Origin of the sequence: Streptococcus sp. 5004 (assembly GCF_013276755.1) — a bacterium.
Lineage (GTDB): Bacteria > Bacillota > Bacilli > Lactobacillales > Streptococcaceae > Streptococcus.
On record NZ_VMLP01000004.1, the window covers coordinates 43,146 to 60,319 of the forward strand.

Genomic DNA, 17,174 nt, shown 5'->3' on the forward strand with positions numbered 1-17,174 from the left:
ATGTAATCTATATTCTACAAAAAACTTTGGGAAAATGCAAGAATATTTTGAAAAAAGATAGAAAATTACAGAAAATTTACAAAGAAGATCTGAAAATAACTGCTATGATAGTAAGGTACAGCAGGATAAAGAAAAACCGAGAAGTTTCTTTCTCGGATTTGCTTATTATGAGGTTCTTACTTTCTATGCTCCAAGAGTTGATTGATGTGATCCACTTTTTTAGCTTCTTTTTTATAAAGAATAGCCCAGATGATGAGGTAGACAATTGCAAACTCGATAATGAGCTGGAGATAGAAGAACCAGTGGAAGGGGAACCAACCTGCTAGGGTTGCTAGTGGGACAAAGCCAGCCAGCATAAGGAAGAAATGAGTCAGAGTGGCACGAAGCATGCTCCAGTCACGGCTGAATAATCGTTTACCAAAGTTGAAGAGAATACCGATGGCTGCCCAGATAAGAGTACAGTAGAGCAAGACCAGGGCACCGTGAACCTGATGTTGAGCCATCACTTGGCCGATGATAGAGTAGGGATTTAGTGGTGCGTAGATACTCGGTGCATAAATGAGTGAAAAGATGATAGAGAGGATGAGGCCGATAAGAACACCGGTGGCTGCGTCGTGAAATACTTGTTTTTTCATAGTTCTAATTTCTCCTTGATGGTTTTTAGGTAACGGCGTGAAGAGTAGGTGAAGCTTTCGTTTTTCAAGAAAATTTCTACTAGGCCGTTGGGGGTGAGCTTGAGATGAGAGATGGAATCGATATTGATGATTTCTGATTGGGAAATTTGGATAAAATTGGTTGGCAGAATTTCAAGGACCTGATAGAGTCGCAAATCAATGCTGTAGGTCTGACTCGCGGTTTCGGCTAGAACCTTCCGATTCTCGATATAGAAGCGTTGAATCTTGCCAATCTCAACGAGATAGACCTGATTATCGATTTTCCCTTTGATTTTTTCTGTTAGATCCAGATTTTCTGCGAACTCGATGACTTTCTGGACTTTATCTGTCGGCTGAGGTGCTTGAACAATCAGCTTTTCCTCTTCGTAAGTTTCACTAATCTGTAGTTCTACTTTCATAAACTTCTCTCCTTGTTTTTCATACAAAATTAATCTCACTTCTTGTACATCTTTATTAATACTCTTCAAAAATCAAATTCAAACCACGTCAGCGTCGTCTTGCCGTACTAAAGTACTGTCTGCGCCTAGCTTTCTAGTTTGCTCTTTGATTTTTATTGAGTATACCACTATTTTATGCCCCCTGGCAAGGGACTTTGTCTATGTGGAGGGATTTGGCTCCTATGTGGCGCTTGCTTTTCTGTCCTATCTGAAATATGGTATAATAGCACTAATCAATTTCTAGGAAAACAGGTACAGAAAGGGGCTGAAAAATGTCTCATATTATTGAATTGCCAGAGGTGCTGGCAAACCAAATCGCGGCTGGAGAGGTCATTGAACGTCCTGCCAGTGTGGTCAAAGAGTTGGTAGAAAATGCTATTGACGCGGGTTCTAGTCAGATTATCATTGAGATTGAAGAGTCTGGTCTCAAGAAGATTCAAATCACAGATAATGGTCATGGAATTGCCCACGATGAGGTAGAGCTGGCTCTGCGTCGTCATGCGACCAGTAAGATAAAAAATCAGGCAGATCTCTTTCGGATTCGGACGCTTGGTTTTCGTGGTGAAGCCTTGCCTTCTATCGCTTCTGTTAGTGTTTTGACCCTTTTGACGGCGGTGGATGGTGCTAGTCATGGAACCAAGTTAGTCGCGCGTGGGGGTGAAGTTGAGGAAGTCATCCCAGCGACGAGTCCTGTGGGAACCAAGGTTTGTGTGGAGGACCTCTTTTTCAACACGCCTGCTCGCCTCAAGTATATGAAGAGCCAGCAAGCAGAGTTGTCTCATATCATTGATATTGTCAACCGTCTGGGCTTGGCCCATCCTGAGATTTCTTTCAGCTTGATTAGTGATGGCAAGGAAATGACGCGGACAGCTGGGACTGGTCAACTGCGACAAGCAATCGCAGGAATTTATGGTTTGGTCAGTGCCAAGAAGATGATTGAAATTGAGAACTCTGACCTAGATTTCGAAATTTCAGGTTTTGTGTCCTTGCCTGAGTTAACTCGAGCCAACCGCAACTATATCAGCCTCTTCATCAATGGTCGTTATATCAAGAACTTTTTACTCAATCGTGCTATTCTTGACGGCTATGGTAGTAAGCTTATGGTAGGCCGTTTTCCACTGGCTGTCATTCACATCCATATTGACCCCTATCTAGCGGATGTCAATGTGCATCCAACCAAGCAAGAGGTGCGGATTTCCAAGGAAAAAGAATTGATGGCCTTGGTCTCAGAAGCTATTTCTAATAGTCTCAAGGAGCAAACTTTGATACCTGATGCCTTGGAAAATCTTGCCAAATCGACTGTGCGTAATCGTCAAAAGGTGGAGCAGACCATTCTCCCACTCAAAGAAAATACTCTCTACTATGAGCAAACAGAGCCGACAAGACCTAGCCAAGCTGAGGTGGCTGATTATCAGGTTGAATTAACTGAGGAAGGGCAGGACTTAACCCTGTTTGCAAAGGAAACTTTAGATCAGTTAACCAAGCCAGCAAAACTGCATTTTGCAGAGAGAAAACCTGCTAACTATGACCAACTAGACCATCCAGAGTTAGATTTAGCCAGTCTGGATAAAGCCTATGATAAGCTAGAGCGAGAAGAATCTTCAAGCTTCCCAGAGTTGGAATTTTTCGGGCAAATGCATGGGACCTATCTCTTTGCTCAAGGGCGAGATGGACTCTACATCATAGACCAACATGCGGCTCAGGAACGGGTCAAGTATGAGGAGTACCGTGAAAGCATTGGTGATGTTGACCAGAGCCAGCAACAACTCCTAGTGCCCTACATCTTTGAATTTCCAGCGGATGATGCTCTGCGTCTCAAGGAAAGAATGGCACTTTTAGAGGAAGTGGGCGTCTTTCTAGCAGAGTACGGAGAAAATCAATTCATCTTACGCGAACATCCTATTTGGATGGCAGAGGAGGAAATTGAGTCAGGTATCTATGAAATGTGCGACATGCTACTCTTGACCAAGGAAGTTTCTATCAAGAAATATCGAGCAGAGTTGGCTATCATGATGTCCTGCAAGCGGTCTATCAAGGCCAATCATCGTATTGATGATCATTCAGCTAGACAACTCCTCTATCAGCTTTCTCAATGTGACAATCCCTATAACTGTCCCCACGGACGTCCTGTTTTGGTGCATTTTACCAAGTCGGATATGGAAAAGATGTTCCGACGCATTCAGGAAAATCACACCAGTCTCCGTGAGTTGGGGAAATATTAAACTAAAAGGAAAACTATGTACGAATATTTAAAAGGAATCATTACCAAAATTACTGCTAAATACATTGTTCTTGAAGTCAACGGTATCGGTTATATTTTGCATGTGGCCAATCCCTATGCCTACTCAGGTCAGGTCAACCAAGAAGCTCAAATTTATGTGCATCAAGTTGTACGTGAGGACGCCCATCTACTTTATGGATTTCGCTCAGAAGACGAGAAGAAGCTCTTTCTCAGTCTGATTTCGGTTTCTGGGATTGGTCCTGTATCAGCTCTTGCTATTATCGCTGCTGATGACAATGCTGGCTTGGTTCAAGCCATCGAAACCAAGAACATCACCTACTTGACCAAGTTCCCTAAAATTGGTAAGAAAACAGCCCAGCAGATGGTGCTAGACTTGGAAGGCAAGGTAGTAGTTGCAGGAGATGACCTTCCTGCCAAGGTGGCAGTGCAAGCTAGCGCTGAAAACCAAGAATTGGAAGAAGCTATGGAGGCCATGTTGGCTCTGGGATACAAGGCAACAGAGCTCAAGAAAATCAAGAAATTCTTTGAAGGAACGACAGATACAGCTGAGAACTACATCAAGTCGGCCCTTAAAATGTTGGTCAAATAGGAGCAGAGCATGACAAAACGTTGTTCGTGGGTCAAGATGACCAATCCGCTCTACATTGCCTATCATGATGAGGAGTGGAGCCAGCCCCTCCATGATGACCAAGCATTGTTTGAATTGTTGTGTATGGAAACCTATCAGGCAGGCCTGTCTTGGGAAACGGTGCTCAACAAACGCCAGGCTTTCCGAGAAGCCTTTCATGGCTATCAAATTCAAGCAGTCGCAGAGATGACCGATACCGAATTGGAAGCCTTGCTGGAGAATCCAGCCATCATCCGAAATAGAGCCAAGATTTTTGCTACACGCGCTAACGCCCAAGCATTTTTACGACTACAGGAAGAATATGGCTCTTTTGATGCCTATCTTTGGTCTTTTGTTGAGGGGAAAACTATCGTCAATGATATTCCTGATTATCGCCAAGCCCCAGCTAAAACACCTTTGTCTGAGAAATTAGCTAAAGATTTCAAAAAACGAGGCTTCAAGTTCACAGGCCCAGTCGCCGTCTTGTCTTTTTTACAAGCAGCAGGCCTGGTTGATGACCATGAGAACGATTGTGAGTGGAAAAGCGGTCATTAGTGTGTACAGGTAACTCGCATATCTGAGAATAGAATATAGAAAAAAGCTGAGAAACTTTTCCCAGCTTTTTATATATACTATTAGATTTGTTAGAGTGAAGTCAAAAAAGTGATTCCACCTAAAATAACACCAGCTGAATTTGGAATGATTAGTATCCAATCCTTCTTAGGTTCCTTTGTCCATCCATAAATAACCCAGATTAAGCAAGATATAGCAGCTGATAAAGGTTGAAATGGTTGAGCTTTATTTCCCTGTAAATTAGCGATAATTTGAGGTATGTAGGCAATAAATACTATAATTCCAATAAAGGCACCAATAGAACCTACGATTCGATTAATTTTTTGTTTTGTCATATACACCTCCTTCAAAAGGATAACATAGAAATTAGCGAAATGCAATAAATTCAGATACAAATTGTAACGAAAACGAATACAAAAGCACAAAAATAGAGAAACTATTTATTTTTTGTTATAGTCAAAGCGAATGACTTGCTCCTGTGCATCTACATGGGCATGGACGCCAAAGGGGACAATTGCTCTTGGAGTTGCGTGGCCGACATTTAGATTATAGAGAATCGGAATATTGCTGTCAATAATATCCAATAGTGCCTCTTTATAGTCGTCATAGAAAGTTTCATCCATAGGTTTTCCGACCAGGAGTCCACTGATGGCCTCGAATATACCAGTGTTCTTTAAAGTCTGCAACATCTTTTTGAAGTCTTCCGGCTCAGGCTTTTCTTCGCTTGTTTCTAGTAAGAGGATTTTGCCTTCCCAGTCTGACAAGTCAGGGAAAAGTTTGTATTTTTGACAGAGCTCCGTGCTATCTGCGTATCGAGAGTTGTCAAAGATATCGTAGAGGGATTCGAGGCAGCCACCGAGGATTTTCCCCTCGAACTGTGCATTTCCTTGCAACAACTCAAAGCCGGTATTTGCATGACTGATACGAGGTGTTCCCAGAGCCTTGGGACTGAAATCAGTCCTTTCATCATACCAAACGTCACTAGGCCGGATTTCTGAGATTCTTCCCGTCTCAATCAATTCTTTAAAGTAGTGAAGGCTATAGGCTAACATTTCTTTGTCTAATTCACAAATGTCTGCTAAGAAGGATTGACCATAAAAAGTCTTGATTCCTAGTTTATGCAACATGAGATGGTTCATGGTTGTATCCGAGAAGCCAAGAAAAATTTTTTGTTTGATAACCTTTTGTAGTTGGTTATTTTCAAAAAGATAAGGCAACAAACGATAGGTATCGTCTCCACCGATGGCACATAGGATCATATCGATGCTATCATCAGAAAAGGCATGAATCAAATCCTCTGCACGAGCTTCAGGATGGTCCTTGATAAAGTCTAAGCCTTTTAACGAATGGGGCAAAAAGATAGGATTGAGTCCCAGATCCTTGAGACGTTGGACACCTAAGTCTACTTCGTGTTTGACAAAGTCCTCTCCGATAATGCCACTAGACAAACTAACAATACCAATAGTAGAAATCATATTTTATCCTCCTAGAAATAGATTGAGCCTATTTTATCACAAAAGATTAGATAGAGCTATGTGGGATTTCAGAAGAATGCTTTTAAATCAAAAAAGTAAGTGAAAAAGCAACCGCGCCTGCAGTTGCTTTTATCATTCTTCTTAATAGCGTGTTGGTCCTGCACTTGCGCTTCGGATGTTCAATCGTTTCTTAAGATAGAAGCGAAGGGCTAGGAGGGCTGCTCCGATAATAGCCAGCGGCAATGGAGCAAGTACTGGGTTAAGGCTAGCTGGTAGGAAGCTTGTTGCAAAGAAGACAAGCAACCAAAGGAACATAGAAGCTAGGATAACTAGTACAGATTTCCAGAAAGGTGGGCGTTGACTGCGATCCATGTCTGGTCCATAGTATTGGTAAACAAAGTAGTACATCAAGTAGAAGGCAAATCCACCAACCAGTCCAACTAAGAGGAGGGTAATCAATCCATAGCCGAAAGCTTGATCTGCTGAGAAGAAGGTTGTGAGGGCGCTGACGAGGGCAAAGAGGCTAGTGATGAAAAGGGCTGAGTCCATAATCATGAGTTTTGGATCATCATTTTCTTTTGGATGCTCTTTTTCATATTGCTCCTTAACAGTGAAGCTATGAGCCCAGTGGGTCGGTGCGCCATAGAGGGAACGAGCAGTCGTACCTTTGGCTTGCTCCTCAAGGATTTGGGGAATAACTTCCTCAAAAATAGCCTTGATTTCAGCGTCTGTTTTCCCATCTTTGATGAATTGTTGGGTAGCGATGTGGACAAACTCTTGGTTTTTCTTTGTTAATTTTTGTAGATCAATCTGAGACATAGGAACTCCTCTTAGAACCATTTTTTATGGATGAGATAGAGAGTGAGCGAGACACTCATAGCAAAGGCGATAAAGACGATTAACCAGAAGGCATTAGGCTCGCCGTTTAAGGGGATTTCATTATCCTTAAAGTTCATCCCGTAGGCAGAAAAGACCATGGTTGGGATGGACATGACGATGGTCACAAGGGCCAAGGTTTTCATGATGTTGTTCTGGTTGTTGGAAATGATAGAGGCAAAGGTCTCCGTCATAGAGTGCAAGACGTTTCCATAAATATCTGCCATCTCGATGGCCTGTTGGGTTTCAATCAGGGTATCTTCAAGCAGGTCTTCGTCCTCAAGGTATTTCTTGATATTGCTGGTTGAGCTGGTCAATTTCTTAATCACACGCTCATTTGTTTTGAGGGAAGCCTTGAAATAGACGATAGTTTTTTCCAACTCCATGAGCTCAATCAATTCTTCATTACGAGTTGATTGATGCAGTTGACTTTCGATTTGTTCACTCTTACGGTCGATTGAACGAAGGGCTGTTAGGTAAAGCTCTGCATTGCGATAGAGAATCTGAAAGATAAAACGCGAACGCATGAAAGTGTAGAAATTACGCAAGCGACGGTTGATAAAGACATCGAGGACAGGTAGTGGTTCCAAACACGTAGTGATAATGGTTTCCTCGGTGATGATAATACCAAGCGGGATGGTTACGTAGTAGGTGCGGTTATTTCTTTCCTCTGTGACCGGAACGTCTACGATAATCAGGGTATACTCGTCTTCAATCGTAATACGAGACATTTCTTCCGCATCGAGCGGTGCTCGAAGGTCGGCAATATCAATGTCGAAGGCGTTAGCGATTTCGAGTGATTCATTTTGAGTCGGATTGACGAGATTGATCCAAGTACCCGGTTCAAGCGTATCGATCTCTTTAAATTCAGTTGTTGTAGAGAGAAAAACTTGTTTCATATCCCTTATCCTTTCTCATTTTTCAGATTTTTTCACACCGTACTATTATACTACAAAATCGGCCTTTTTCAAAATAAATCTAACAAAAATCCTGTTGCTATTGGATTTTTACTTTGTCTTGAAATGTTGATTTTTAAATTTGCTCCCCTTTTTGCTCCCCCTATAGTGCTTTTAGTGCAGTTTCGTAGAATGATACTGCTTTTTTTGCGTTCTCTTTTGAGAGGTGACTATATATATCCATGGTCATTGATAAAGTGGAATGACCTAGGCGGTACTGGAGTTCCTTGTATGGTATTCCAGAGTTAAGCAAGAGACTAGCGTGAGTGTGACGGAATCCATGAAAGCCAATGTTAGGAACATCAGCACGCTTAAAATGTGTTTGCAATCTTCTTTTAAGTCTTGAACTGCTAGGATACTCATGAATGAAATCAGAAAATACCACGCTTTCACGTTGTCCTATCTTCCAAGCCTCTTTAGTTTGGCGCAGTTTGTACTGCTTTAGCATGCTAACAGTCGCTTGATCTATATCTATATCCCGATAACTAGCCTTAGATTTTGGGCTATTGATTTCTAGATCCCGATTTAGTGTTTTGGTAATATGTACAACGGCATTATCTAAGTCAATATCAGACCAGCTAAGCGCTAGAGCCTCATTGATACGGCAACCAGTAGCCAATAGGAACTTATAGAGCGTCGTCTCATAGTAATAACGGTATCTATGAGTATCTAAATTATCGAGATAACCAAGAAATTTTTTTAGTTCTTGATTTTCAAAGTGCTTTACTTTTTTCCGCTTTGCTTTCTGAGTGTTACGAGGTAAAATAACATCACGCGCAGGATTGGACGGTATAGCTTGCATGGTTACGCCATACTGTAAGATACGTTTGTTTAAAGCGTGTATCTTGTCATAATGTAGAAAAGCCCCTTTTTCCCCTCTATTAGTCTTGTCAGCAAGTTCGTTGATAATTGACTGGATAAGTGGAGTAGTGAGCTTATCGAGCTTGTAAGCCCCGAAAATAGGCAGTATATGATTATCAATTAACTTTCTAACATTGCCTTGAGTGTTTGGCTTAACCGTATTCTTATAACTTTCTAACCAGAGAGTTGCCAATTCTTGATAGTTTTTTATGGTAATAGCCTTTTGTCTGGTAGATCCTGCTTTTTGAAAAGCTATTTTTTCTTGATTGGCTTTCTGCTTCACTTCCTTTTGTGTCCGACCTGTTACTTTGGTTTTTACTTTCTTTCCTGTTACCTGGTCAACTCCTAGATATACATTAGCACGATAGACTTTACTACCGTCTTTTTTTATAACTTCAGTTATTTTCATGATGATAAACCTTTCTAAAATACATCAGCAGGCAAGCCATTATCAAAAAGGTTTTATATCATGCTAGGGCTTCACAGTTTGCCCTGTATTCGATTTTAAATAGTCAGACGGTAAATAATACCAGAGTAGGAAACAAGGCGGATATGGGGCTAATATGGGCTTGTTTATAGTAAACAGGCGTGTATTTAAAGTTTTTAATCGTCAGTTAGCTGTTTTAAAGTTTTTTCAAAGTCCGAGTTTATCTTTTGAGTTTTATTGAATAGTTGGTATTCTGCTTTTGCTTTATCTTTCGCAACCTTGGAAGTGATTTTCCCATGACCTTCTAAAATATCGTATTCTTGGAAAGTCAAAAAGCGGTCAATACTTTGGGCTAGTTGTTGCATTGTCTGAGCTTTTCGCTGTTCTATCTGTCTTTCCAGGTAATCAAAATAGCTAGATATTCCTCTTTCAAGGGAACGGATTTCTGTTTCTGAAAGGTAATTCTTTGCTATTTGGGTATCTGCTTGCAGTATGCGACCGTTAGGGGAGTTTTTCCATGTTGTAAGTCCCATGTTGTCTTTTGTGTGGTCAGCTTTCGTGTAGATGATTTCCGCAGCAGTTTGGCCAGTGATTGCATAATGAAACTTATTCTGTACATCAGCATAGAATTGCTTAGTCAACGTACTTTGTGGGTCATAGTCGATAGAGATTTCAGCAAAAATATCTGTAATCTGCAACCATATACGACGCTCACTAGCTCGGATAGAACGCACGCGCTCCAACAGCTCACGGAAATAGTCTTTTTCCAGCAAGTTTTCGCCTTGTTTCAGACGGTTGTCATCCATGGCGAACCCTTTTATCATGTACTCACGAAGTACCGAAGTAGCCCACTGTCTAAATCTCGTAGCTTTTTGGGAATTGACACGGTAACCAACTGAAATGATGGCGTCAAGGTTATAGAAATCAACTTGGCGTACAACTTCACGACTACCCTCTATTTGAACTGTTTCCATTTTGGAAATAGTTGCTTTTTCTTCTAATTCGCCCTCTTCAAAGATATTTTTTAGGTGTTTACTAATTGCAGGAACACCGACATCGAAAAGTCTAGCCATTTCTTTCTGACTAGCCCAGATAGTTTCGCCTTTGATGATGACACTAGCTGTCTCGCTATCGTTGTCAGCGGTATAGATTAAAAATTGTAATTCGTTCATGAGATCCTTTCTAAAATATTGAAAGTGGTTGACATTTGTTGACATCAACAAAATTAGTAGATATGGGGCTTATATAGGCTTGAAGCTTGAGCGAACCACGAGAATCCACGCGCTTCAGGATTGTTGAGCATTGTGGCGCGTGGGTTTAGAACAGACCGCTGAGGGTGAATAAATCCAAATTTTCTATCGTTGGTGAAAATGGCAGAACTTCAAAAGTTTCAGATAGTTTTTCTTTTACTTCTTCAACTAATTCATTTTGAAATTGAACAGGCATGTTATCAAAAATACTCGTTTCTGACGGTGAATTGTCGAGAACAATACTATCTAAATATCCATTGTTAAATGGAATACCTGGTTCATATTCTTCTATGTAATTAAATCTATACTCAAGAATTTTTTTTATATTTTTACCTCTAGTAAATTCAATTAATAGAAAAGCAGGTTCTTTAAAGTCTGGTATTGCATTCCATTTCTCTTTTACTTCCGCTAGAGAATCAAAATTAATAAAACCACACTGTACCTTTACATCATAAGGCCAAAAATCAAAAAATTCTGAAGGGCTAACCTCTAGATAATTACAAATTTTATCAATGGTTTGTAAGTTTATTTTATCTGTATTATTATTTGAAATTTTTGAAATGGTAGAGCGTGCTATACCAGTGTCATTAAATAATTGAGTTGCCGAGATACCTCTATCAATCATCAATTTAGCTAAATTATTACGAAGCATAAGAAAACTCCTCCTTGAAAACATTTTAGCCTATGCGCTAAAATTTTTCAAGTTTTTTTATTATTTTACTTGACACGATAAAAATATAGTGTATAATCAGAGATATAATTTTAGCGTTAACGCTTCAATTTTTCCAAAAAATACAAAAAAGGAGGGGTAAGGATATGAAAAATAATTTTCGTGTTCTTTTAGCGAAACAACGAAAAAAGGTTTCAGACGTACACAAGGCGACAAGTATCGCAAAAAGCACTTTGATAGCTTTGTATTACGAGCGTACTAAGCGCCCAGATATTGAAACCTTGCTAAAGATTGCTAACTATCTAGGTGTTTCTATTGATGAACTACTAACACCAGAAGATTAAGAAAGGCAGGCAAGCAATGAAGAGGAACTATACAAGGGTCATTGATGAAATGCGAACCACTCACGGGTTGAACTTGGTAGCTATTGGCCAACGGATAGGCATAGACCCCCGAACGGTTGGCAAATGGGCACAGGGCAAACATAAGCCCAACAAGGAAAGCAGAAAGCGACTAAACAAGTTATACAGAGAGGTCAAGCAAGACATGACAACACAAGTAAGTATTTTTGAAGAAACAACAGACCAAGGGCAACTATTGCAGGTTGTAACTACTACTATTTTCCACGGTCAAGCGTTGGATATCTACGGAGATTTTGACAACCCACTTTTTAGAGCTGGGGAGGTTGCTAGAATGATTGACTACTCAAATAGTAGTTTGAGCAAGTTTCTTGAAATGGTAGACCAAGACGAAAAGGACAAGAAGAAAGTTCTTACCCCTGGAGGCGTTCAGCAAGTCTGGTTTTTAACTGAGCAAGGATTATATGAGATTCTATTCCAATCACGCAAACCAAAAGCTAAAGAGTTTAAGAAATGGGTTAAGCAAGTATTAAAAGATATTAGGCAACAAGGTTACTACATGGCTGGGGAATTGGTGGAAGAACCACAGACCACTATAAAAGCCCCTGACACGTTGGCAGAGGCAGAGTGGTATTATATCGATACACTAGCCAAAGCCATTGCAGAGGCTAAAAATATGGACGAGAAGAGCCGTCTGACAAGCAAGCTAACCCGATTCATGCAGGAGGTAGAACCACAATGGAATTAGTCTACATGGACGGTAAGAAAGAGCCGTATACACTGAGCAGTATTGTGGCAGAATGCGCTGAAATTAAGCACAGACATTTGAAGATCTTGCTGAATAAACATCGAGAGGATTTTGAGAGTTTCGGAAAGGTGCAATTTAAAATTTCACCTTCAGAGAGTGGACAAAATGCACGGGATTATATTTTGAACGAGCAACAAGCTACTTTGCTAATCACCTACTTACGAAATACTGAACCTGTCAAGGAGTTCAAGAAGAATCTTGTCAAAGCCTTCTTTGAAATGCGTGAGGAACTTTCTAAGTTTCGTATGCAGAGGGCGCTAGAAAAGCCAAAAAGAAAAACACTGCATGACAGTATAGAAACATGGCCTAATGCACCCAAGTACCCGCATAGCACCATGAACAACCTGCTACTAAAGGCCGTAACCGATAGGAACGCTAAGCAGTTAATGGCGGAACGTGGGGGCTATAATGGCATCGATAGCTTGACCAGTGACGAGCTGGAGCAATACCAGGCATTTGAGGATATGGTCATAGCCATGATTGGATTGAATATGAGTTATCAGGAAATTAAAGCTATGGCATTCAGAAATAAAAAAACACGCCAAAGAAGCGCGTGAGAACAACAAAAAAGGCTTAGCAATAACCACACCGCAAAGCCTTTAACACTAACACTAAAACGAATTTAACAAAGCAGGCAAGCTATTATCAAAGAGGTTTTAGTAAGATTTATACCTAGATTATAGCATATTTAGGGCAATTTGACCATACGGAGAGCGCCAACTCTTAAAACTGGTACTTTCTCACGCTTTCAATTTGGCGAGTCTGAGCGTGAGGATATCGTCTATAAGAAACAACTCAAAAATCCCCACACTCAAATTTTGGTCGAGGAGAGTGTGAGGCATGTGGCAGGAAAACGGCATTAAAAAGCCCCATGCTCAGAAATTTGGCGACCGAGAGCATGAGGCTGTAGGCAAGAAAAACTGTATAAGAAACAACCATTCAAAATCCCCACACTCGCCATCGCAAAACTTTGAGTGTGAGGATATCCAGTATAGTAAAAAAGCATTAAAAAGCCATCAGGGCAATTACACAACATAGGAACAGAGGTAAAAGTATGGCAGAAACAACATACGAGATTTTAACTAGACGTATAGATAGAATTAATGCAGAAATGCGAGAAATTGGCGAAAAAAATGGGCTTAATAGCCTTTCGTTATTGGCAAGTCAGACAAAATCCATCAAAGAAGATTTATCCCGTTTACTTTGGATTGAACTTCCTGAATTGAATGACCGCCATAAAATCGAGGCAGTTTCTAAAAGCACTACGGGAATGTTTTTCCACCCTGGTATTTTTGAAATGGACGCTATGCGACAAGCCTTCTTTAAACGCCAAGCAAAGCACTTTTTTGACAACGAAGCAGAGCAACAGGCGTATATAGAGCATGCTGAAAAGGAGTATTTAGAGGCTACTGTAACCTTAAAAGATATTCTTTTTAACTCTAAAAATGGAACTCAGAGAGTAAATAAAAGTTGTCTTATAGAGAAGTTTGAGGAGGCAATGCAATGACACTGGACCTAGACAACATGACACAAGCAGAATTTGATGGACAAATGGCTGAAATCAAGGAGAGAAATCCGAACCTCTTCCAGTTTATTGCTGATTTTGTAGATAGAAAAGTAAGCACCGAAGAGGCGGAAGACTTCCTGAAGATGGGACGAAGCGACCAAGTGGACTACATCAAGAACTATAAAGCGAGGGCATGACATGAATGAATTAGATTTGACCAATACACAGGCGGTAATCTCTATGGTGGTACTGATTGGCTTGTTGCTTTATCTAAACCACCGAGACCGCAAAAAAAGCGCCCAATTTGAGCGAGAAAACCAACAGACGATAGAAACACCTAGCGAGGATTTAAGCCCTGATTATGGGCGTTATATCCAGCTTGCAGGGGTAAGAGTTTACGGAGGGATGAAATGAGTTACATAGTGAAGATATACCTTGATAGTGAAAAAATACCAGATGAACCTTATTTTACTAAAGATATTTTTCTAGCTACGTGTATGGACAATGCAACAAAGTTAGCTGTAACTATGGGCTTGTTGACAAAACAAGCGTTTGATTTAGAGACTAAGACAGCTATTTTGAAAACCTTGGATACAATCATAGAAACTCAAAAAGATATTTTGCAAGGGGTAGTGAGCGGACAAATAACCTTTGTGAATAAAAGCAAAGGAGAGGAGGAACTGAATGAGCCTATCAGAGAATGACAAACGAGTATTAAGACTAATCAAAGTGGGGGCTGAGAACTCCATAACAGGGGCAGAAATCAGCCTGATCACTAAGCTAGCAGAAAGAACCGTGCAAGATATTATCAGCCGTCTAATCACGCGCAATAGCATTCCTATTGTTGGGGTTCGCCATGGGACATTTAGAGGATATTTTATCCCAGCTAACAAAGAGGAGCTACTGGACGGAGCAAAAACATTTTACAATCAGATACGAGAAGAAGAAAAGCGCCTAGCGGTGTTGATGAACAGCGACCTAGAAAGCTACAAAGAAACCTTGAAGGAGGTGGGCGGATATGTTTAGCCTAAGCCGAGAAAGTGAGCAAGACCTAGTGCATGGCATTCTGGAGGTAGTGGAAAGATACCTGGAAGCGCGTGATATACACAAACCACGACTGACAGGTTTAATCTCAGCCCAGGAAGTCATGGACGAGTTAGATATAAAATATATGACACTCCAAAAGTGGGAAAAAGCAGGGCTAAGACGGTATCAGCCACCACTAGAAGATACTAGGAAAATCTATTACAAAGTTACGGACATCTGGCAGTTTCTGGGGGTGGAGAATGGCAAAAACTAAAATATATTTTTGGCTAAAAATTGATAAGAAATTTTTTGATAATATTTTTATCAAGAGACTAAAAACGGTACCTGGTGGGTACACTATGACGGTGATTTATATTAGGCTCATGCTAGAGAGCTTAGAAAGTGACTGTATTTTATACTATGAGGGTTACTTTGACAATCTCAAGGAAGAGTTAGCCCTAAAATTAGACGTATCGGAAGATGATATAGATATGACCATGGCATACTTTACTAAGTGTGGTCTAATACAAGTTGATGAAGATAAAAACGCAGAACTACCGCAGGCAAAAGCCTTGGTACAGCAGGAAACCAACCAAGCAGCATACATGCGAGAATATAGGAAACAGCAACGAGAACAAAAGGAAAACCTTACAATGTCACCCGACAATCTTACATTGTTAACTACGTGTAAGACAGAGATAGAGATAGAGATAGAGAAAGAGTTAGAAGAAGAGATAGAGAAAAAAACTTCTTCTGCTCCTACTGCTGAAATCTCTAACTATTACCAAAAGCGTATAGGGGTTATGGATGGGCAACAATATCAAATACTGACTGACTATCTCACTCTTGATGGTATGGAGCTAGAGGTTATCAAGATTGCCATAGACAAGGCTGCAGATAACGGCAAGCGATCTTTTAGCTATATCAATTCAATACTCAAGAACTGGCGACAGAATGGTATTAGAACCATGGTACAAGTCGAAGATGAACAGAGACTGTTTCAGCAAAAGAAACAAGGTCAGTCTGACGATGATATTCAAGATCCGTTTATCTACTGACGGAGAGGAGAAACAATGGAATTACTGAATACAGACCAGCTCAATGAAAAAATAAAGGTCACTGATGAGCTTTGCCCAATCCATCAGATTAACCTAGTACAATTCAAAAAGCCAGATGGTTATACATCACCCTACTGTATGGAATGCACTAGGGAGAACATCAAACAGACGGAGCTAGAGGGCATAGAAAAAGCCCTAGGCCATGATCTGGACTCTTCAACCTATGATGTGCTAGCGCGTGAAAGTACGGTGTCAAATGAGCTGAGAGAGGCCTCTTTTAGCACTTTCAAAGCCGAGACAAAAGAGGAACACGAGGCCAAGGAGTTTGCTATCAAACAAGCTAAGGAGTATCTAAACGGTATGACAGGAAACACGCTAATTATGGGCAATCCAGGTACGGGCAAAAGTCATTTATGCTATTCTATGGCCAAAGCGATTAACGAGGGCTATAAGTCTAGGAATGAGCCTAAGAGTGTGCTTTTTGTCAGTATTACTGAGATTATCACGCGCATTCAGTCAGGTTGGCAGTATAGACAGAGTGATTTTACAGAGTATGACGCCTTGAAGTTGCTGACCGAGGTTGACTATCTCTTTATTGATGATTTAGGAACAGAAAGCGTTATGAACAACCAAAAAAATGAAGCTAATAATTGGGTACAGGCCTTTCTTTTCAAGATTTTTGATAAGCGAGACACAACTATCATCAACACCAATCACAACGGAAAAGAGCTGGCCAGAATCTATAATGATAAGCTAGTCAGTCGCATTGGAAAACGATCAGAGGGGAACGTATTTATTATCACAGACATTAAAGACAAGAGGATGAAGCGAAATTTTTAACCAAATAAAGAAAGGAGGAAGCCCCATGATAGAACCAGCATACTTTGAACAGGCAGATCAGGAACTGGAGGAACTCAATCGCAAACGTGACGATTTTATGGCGGATGCTACACCAGTATGTCTTGAAGATACGCCTAAACTGATTGAACTAGGTGAGAAGCTCCGGACGGAAGACACCAGCATAAATGCCTATGAGTTATACAGACACCCTGAAGCGCGTGCAAAGTTATTCGCCCAAATCGCGGAAGCCTGCTTCTTGCTGATTGCAGATAGTTCACCAGTACCAGTGCAGCCGACACAAGCACAGCGGATACATTTTTGCGAGTACTTGGAAGGACAATTCCAGAATATCATTAAGAAGTTGATTGCAGGAACTGACAAGCAAGTTCTAGAGTCTTTACTTGAAGCTTTGCAACTACCCAAAGAAAAACAAGCTCAATTTGTCCGTGATGTGGTAGTAAGTGGCTTACTCAGTGAAGAATAGTAGCAAAGGGGCATTGCCTCTTTTTGTGGTTTCACTACTACTGA

At 40.7% G+C, this 17,174-nt stretch carries 25 protein-coding genes; 16 read left to right on the plus strand and 9 right to left on the minus strand.

The window, feature by feature from the left end; translation table 11 throughout:
* Nucleotides 1-176: 176 nt before the first annotated feature.
* Nucleotides 177-635: a DUF3021 domain-containing protein gene (locus tag HT685_RS01595; protein WP_173225077.1), complete on the minus strand. Its 459-nt coding sequence runs from the start codon at nucleotides 633-635 to the stop codon at nucleotides 177-179.
* Nucleotides 632-1,072 carry a LytTR family DNA-binding domain-containing protein gene (locus tag HT685_RS01600; protein ID WP_164226527.1) on the minus strand — a complete coding sequence of 147 codons (441 nt, stop codon included), beginning with the start codon at nucleotides 1,070-1,072 and terminating at the stop codon, nucleotides 632-634. Before HT685_RS01600 ends, HT685_RS01595 begins: the two co-directional genes overlap by 4 nt.
* 311 nt (nucleotides 1,073-1,383) lie before the next feature.
* Between HT685_RS01600 and mutL the strand changes: the two genes are divergently transcribed.
* From mutL to HT685_RS01615, 3 genes are read left to right on the plus strand one after another with little or no spacing between them, the layout of a single operon-like run.
* Complete coding sequence (mutL, locus tag HT685_RS01605; protein WP_173225080.1) at nucleotides 1,384-3,333, plus strand: DNA mismatch repair endonuclease MutL; 1,950 nt, start codon at nucleotides 1,384-1,386, stop codon at nucleotides 3,331-3,333.
* 15 nt (nucleotides 3,334-3,348) lie between these two features.
* Nucleotides 3,349-3,942 (plus strand): Holliday junction branch migration protein RuvA, encoded by a 594-nt coding sequence (gene ruvA / locus HT685_RS01610; RefSeq protein WP_000273423.1) that lies wholly within the window; start codon nucleotides 3,349-3,351, stop codon nucleotides 3,940-3,942.
* 9 nt (nucleotides 3,943-3,951) lie between these two features.
* Nucleotides 3,952-4,515 (plus strand): DNA-3-methyladenine glycosylase I, encoded by a 564-nt coding sequence (locus HT685_RS01615; RefSeq protein ID WP_173225083.1) that lies wholly within the window; start codon nucleotides 3,952-3,954, stop codon nucleotides 4,513-4,515.
* Between the two features lie 89 nt (nucleotides 4,516-4,604).
* Here the strand turns inward: HT685_RS01615 and HT685_RS01620 are convergent, their stop codons facing one another.
* The 7 genes from HT685_RS01620 to HT685_RS01650 all read right to left on the minus strand — a co-directional run bounded on the left by HT685_RS01620 (nucleotide 4,605) and on the right by HT685_RS01650 (nucleotide 11,030).
* Nucleotides 4,605-4,868: a SemiSWEET family transporter gene (locus HT685_RS01620; protein WP_000166114.1), complete on the minus strand. Its 264-nt coding sequence runs from the start codon at nucleotides 4,866-4,868 to the stop codon at nucleotides 4,605-4,607.
* Nucleotides 4,869-4,973: 105 nt separating this feature from the next.
* Entirely contained in the window at nucleotides 4,974-6,008 is a 1,035-nt protein-coding gene (locus tag HT685_RS01625) for a S66 peptidase family protein (protein ID WP_173225086.1), read from the minus strand.
* A 141-nt stretch (nucleotides 6,009-6,149) separates the two neighbouring features.
* A complete protein-coding gene (locus HT685_RS01630; RefSeq protein ID WP_050220387.1) occupies nucleotides 6,150-6,827 on the minus strand; it encodes a DUF1129 domain-containing protein in 678 nt (225 codons plus the stop codon).
* An 11-nt stretch (nucleotides 6,828-6,838) separates the two neighbouring features.
* A complete protein-coding gene (locus tag HT685_RS01635) occupies nucleotides 6,839-7,783 on the minus strand; it encodes a magnesium transporter CorA family protein (protein ID WP_000815623.1) in 945 nt (314 codons plus the stop codon).
* Nucleotides 7,784-7,943: 160 nt separating this feature from the next.
* Entirely contained in the window at nucleotides 7,944-9,110 is a 1,167-nt protein-coding gene (locus HT685_RS01640) for a site-specific integrase (protein ID WP_173278921.1), read from the minus strand.
* A gap of 194 nt (nucleotides 9,111-9,304) precedes the next feature.
* Complete coding sequence (locus HT685_RS01645; protein WP_173278922.1) at nucleotides 9,305-10,300, minus strand: virulence RhuM family protein; 996 nt, start codon at nucleotides 10,298-10,300, stop codon at nucleotides 9,305-9,307.
* A gap of 145 nt (nucleotides 10,301-10,445) precedes the next feature.
* On the minus strand, nucleotides 10,446-11,030 hold the full coding sequence (locus HT685_RS01650; RefSeq protein WP_173278923.1) for a helix-turn-helix transcriptional regulator: 585 nt from the start codon (nucleotides 11,028-11,030) through the stop codon (nucleotides 10,446-10,448).
* A 164-nt stretch (nucleotides 11,031-11,194) separates the two neighbouring features.
* On the opposite strand from HT685_RS01650, the gene HT685_RS01655 reads away from it, so the two are divergent.
* The 13 genes from HT685_RS01655 to HT685_RS01715 all read left to right on the plus strand — a co-directional run bounded on the left by HT685_RS01655 (nucleotide 11,195) and on the right by HT685_RS01715 (nucleotide 17,130).
* Complete coding sequence (locus tag HT685_RS01655; RefSeq protein WP_017644139.1) at nucleotides 11,195-11,392, plus strand: helix-turn-helix transcriptional regulator; 198 nt, start codon at nucleotides 11,195-11,197, stop codon at nucleotides 11,390-11,392.
* A 16-nt stretch (nucleotides 11,393-11,408) separates the two neighbouring features.
* Nucleotides 11,409-12,155: a BRO family protein gene (locus HT685_RS01660; protein ID WP_173278924.1), complete on the plus strand. Its 747-nt coding sequence runs from the start codon at nucleotides 11,409-11,411 to the stop codon at nucleotides 12,153-12,155.
* The gene (locus HT685_RS01665; protein ID WP_173278925.1) at nucleotides 12,146-12,772 is read left to right on the plus strand and encodes a Rha family transcriptional regulator; all 627 of its coding nucleotides are present in this window, start codon (nucleotides 12,146-12,148) and stop codon (nucleotides 12,770-12,772) included. The genes HT685_RS01660 and HT685_RS01665 overlap by 10 nt, the downstream gene beginning before the upstream one ends.
* A 283-nt stretch (nucleotides 12,773-13,055) precedes the next feature.
* Nucleotides 13,056-13,253 carry a hypothetical protein gene (locus HT685_RS01670; protein WP_000267708.1) on the plus strand — a complete coding sequence of 66 codons (198 nt, stop codon included), beginning with the start codon at nucleotides 13,056-13,058 and terminating at the stop codon, nucleotides 13,251-13,253.
* Between the two features lie 16 nt (nucleotides 13,254-13,269).
* Nucleotides 13,270-13,722 (plus strand): hypothetical protein, encoded by a 453-nt coding sequence (locus HT685_RS01675; protein WP_000852438.1) that lies wholly within the window; start codon nucleotides 13,270-13,272, stop codon nucleotides 13,720-13,722.
* Complete coding sequence (locus tag HT685_RS01680; protein WP_173278926.1) at nucleotides 13,719-13,919, plus strand: hypothetical protein; 201 nt, start codon at nucleotides 13,719-13,721, stop codon at nucleotides 13,917-13,919. Before HT685_RS01675 ends, HT685_RS01680 begins: the two co-directional genes overlap by 4 nt.
* 1 nt (nucleotide 13,920) lies before the next feature.
* The gene (locus HT685_RS01685; protein ID WP_001003773.1) at nucleotides 13,921-14,136 is read left to right on the plus strand and encodes a hypothetical protein; all 216 of its coding nucleotides are present in this window, start codon (nucleotides 13,921-13,923) and stop codon (nucleotides 14,134-14,136) included.
* The gene (locus HT685_RS01690; protein ID WP_173278927.1) at nucleotides 14,133-14,426 is read left to right on the plus strand and encodes a hypothetical protein; all 294 of its coding nucleotides are present in this window, start codon (nucleotides 14,133-14,135) and stop codon (nucleotides 14,424-14,426) included. Before HT685_RS01685 ends, HT685_RS01690 begins: the two co-directional genes overlap by 4 nt.
* Nucleotides 14,407-14,748, plus strand: a complete 342-nt coding sequence (locus tag HT685_RS01695; protein WP_173278928.1) for a DNA-binding protein — start codon at nucleotides 14,407-14,409, stop codon at nucleotides 14,746-14,748. Before HT685_RS01690 ends, HT685_RS01695 begins: the two co-directional genes overlap by 20 nt.
* Complete coding sequence (locus tag HT685_RS01700; protein WP_173278929.1) at nucleotides 14,741-15,022, plus strand: XRE family transcriptional regulator; 282 nt, start codon at nucleotides 14,741-14,743, stop codon at nucleotides 15,020-15,022. Before HT685_RS01695 ends, HT685_RS01700 begins: the two co-directional genes overlap by 8 nt.
* On the plus strand, nucleotides 15,009-15,806 hold the full coding sequence (locus HT685_RS01705; protein ID WP_173278930.1) for a DnaD domain protein: 798 nt from the start codon (nucleotides 15,009-15,011) through the stop codon (nucleotides 15,804-15,806). The genes HT685_RS01700 and HT685_RS01705 overlap by 14 nt, the downstream gene beginning before the upstream one ends.
* A 15-nt stretch (nucleotides 15,807-15,821) precedes the next feature.
* Nucleotides 15,822-16,646, plus strand: a complete 825-nt coding sequence (locus tag HT685_RS01710; RefSeq protein ID WP_173278931.1) for an ATP-binding protein — start codon at nucleotides 15,822-15,824, stop codon at nucleotides 16,644-16,646.
* A gap of 25 nt (nucleotides 16,647-16,671) precedes the next feature.
* Nucleotides 16,672-17,130 (plus strand): hypothetical protein, encoded by a 459-nt coding sequence (locus tag HT685_RS01715; RefSeq protein ID WP_049531940.1) that lies wholly within the window; start codon nucleotides 16,672-16,674, stop codon nucleotides 17,128-17,130.
* Nucleotides 17,131-17,174 lie beyond the last annotated feature (44 nt).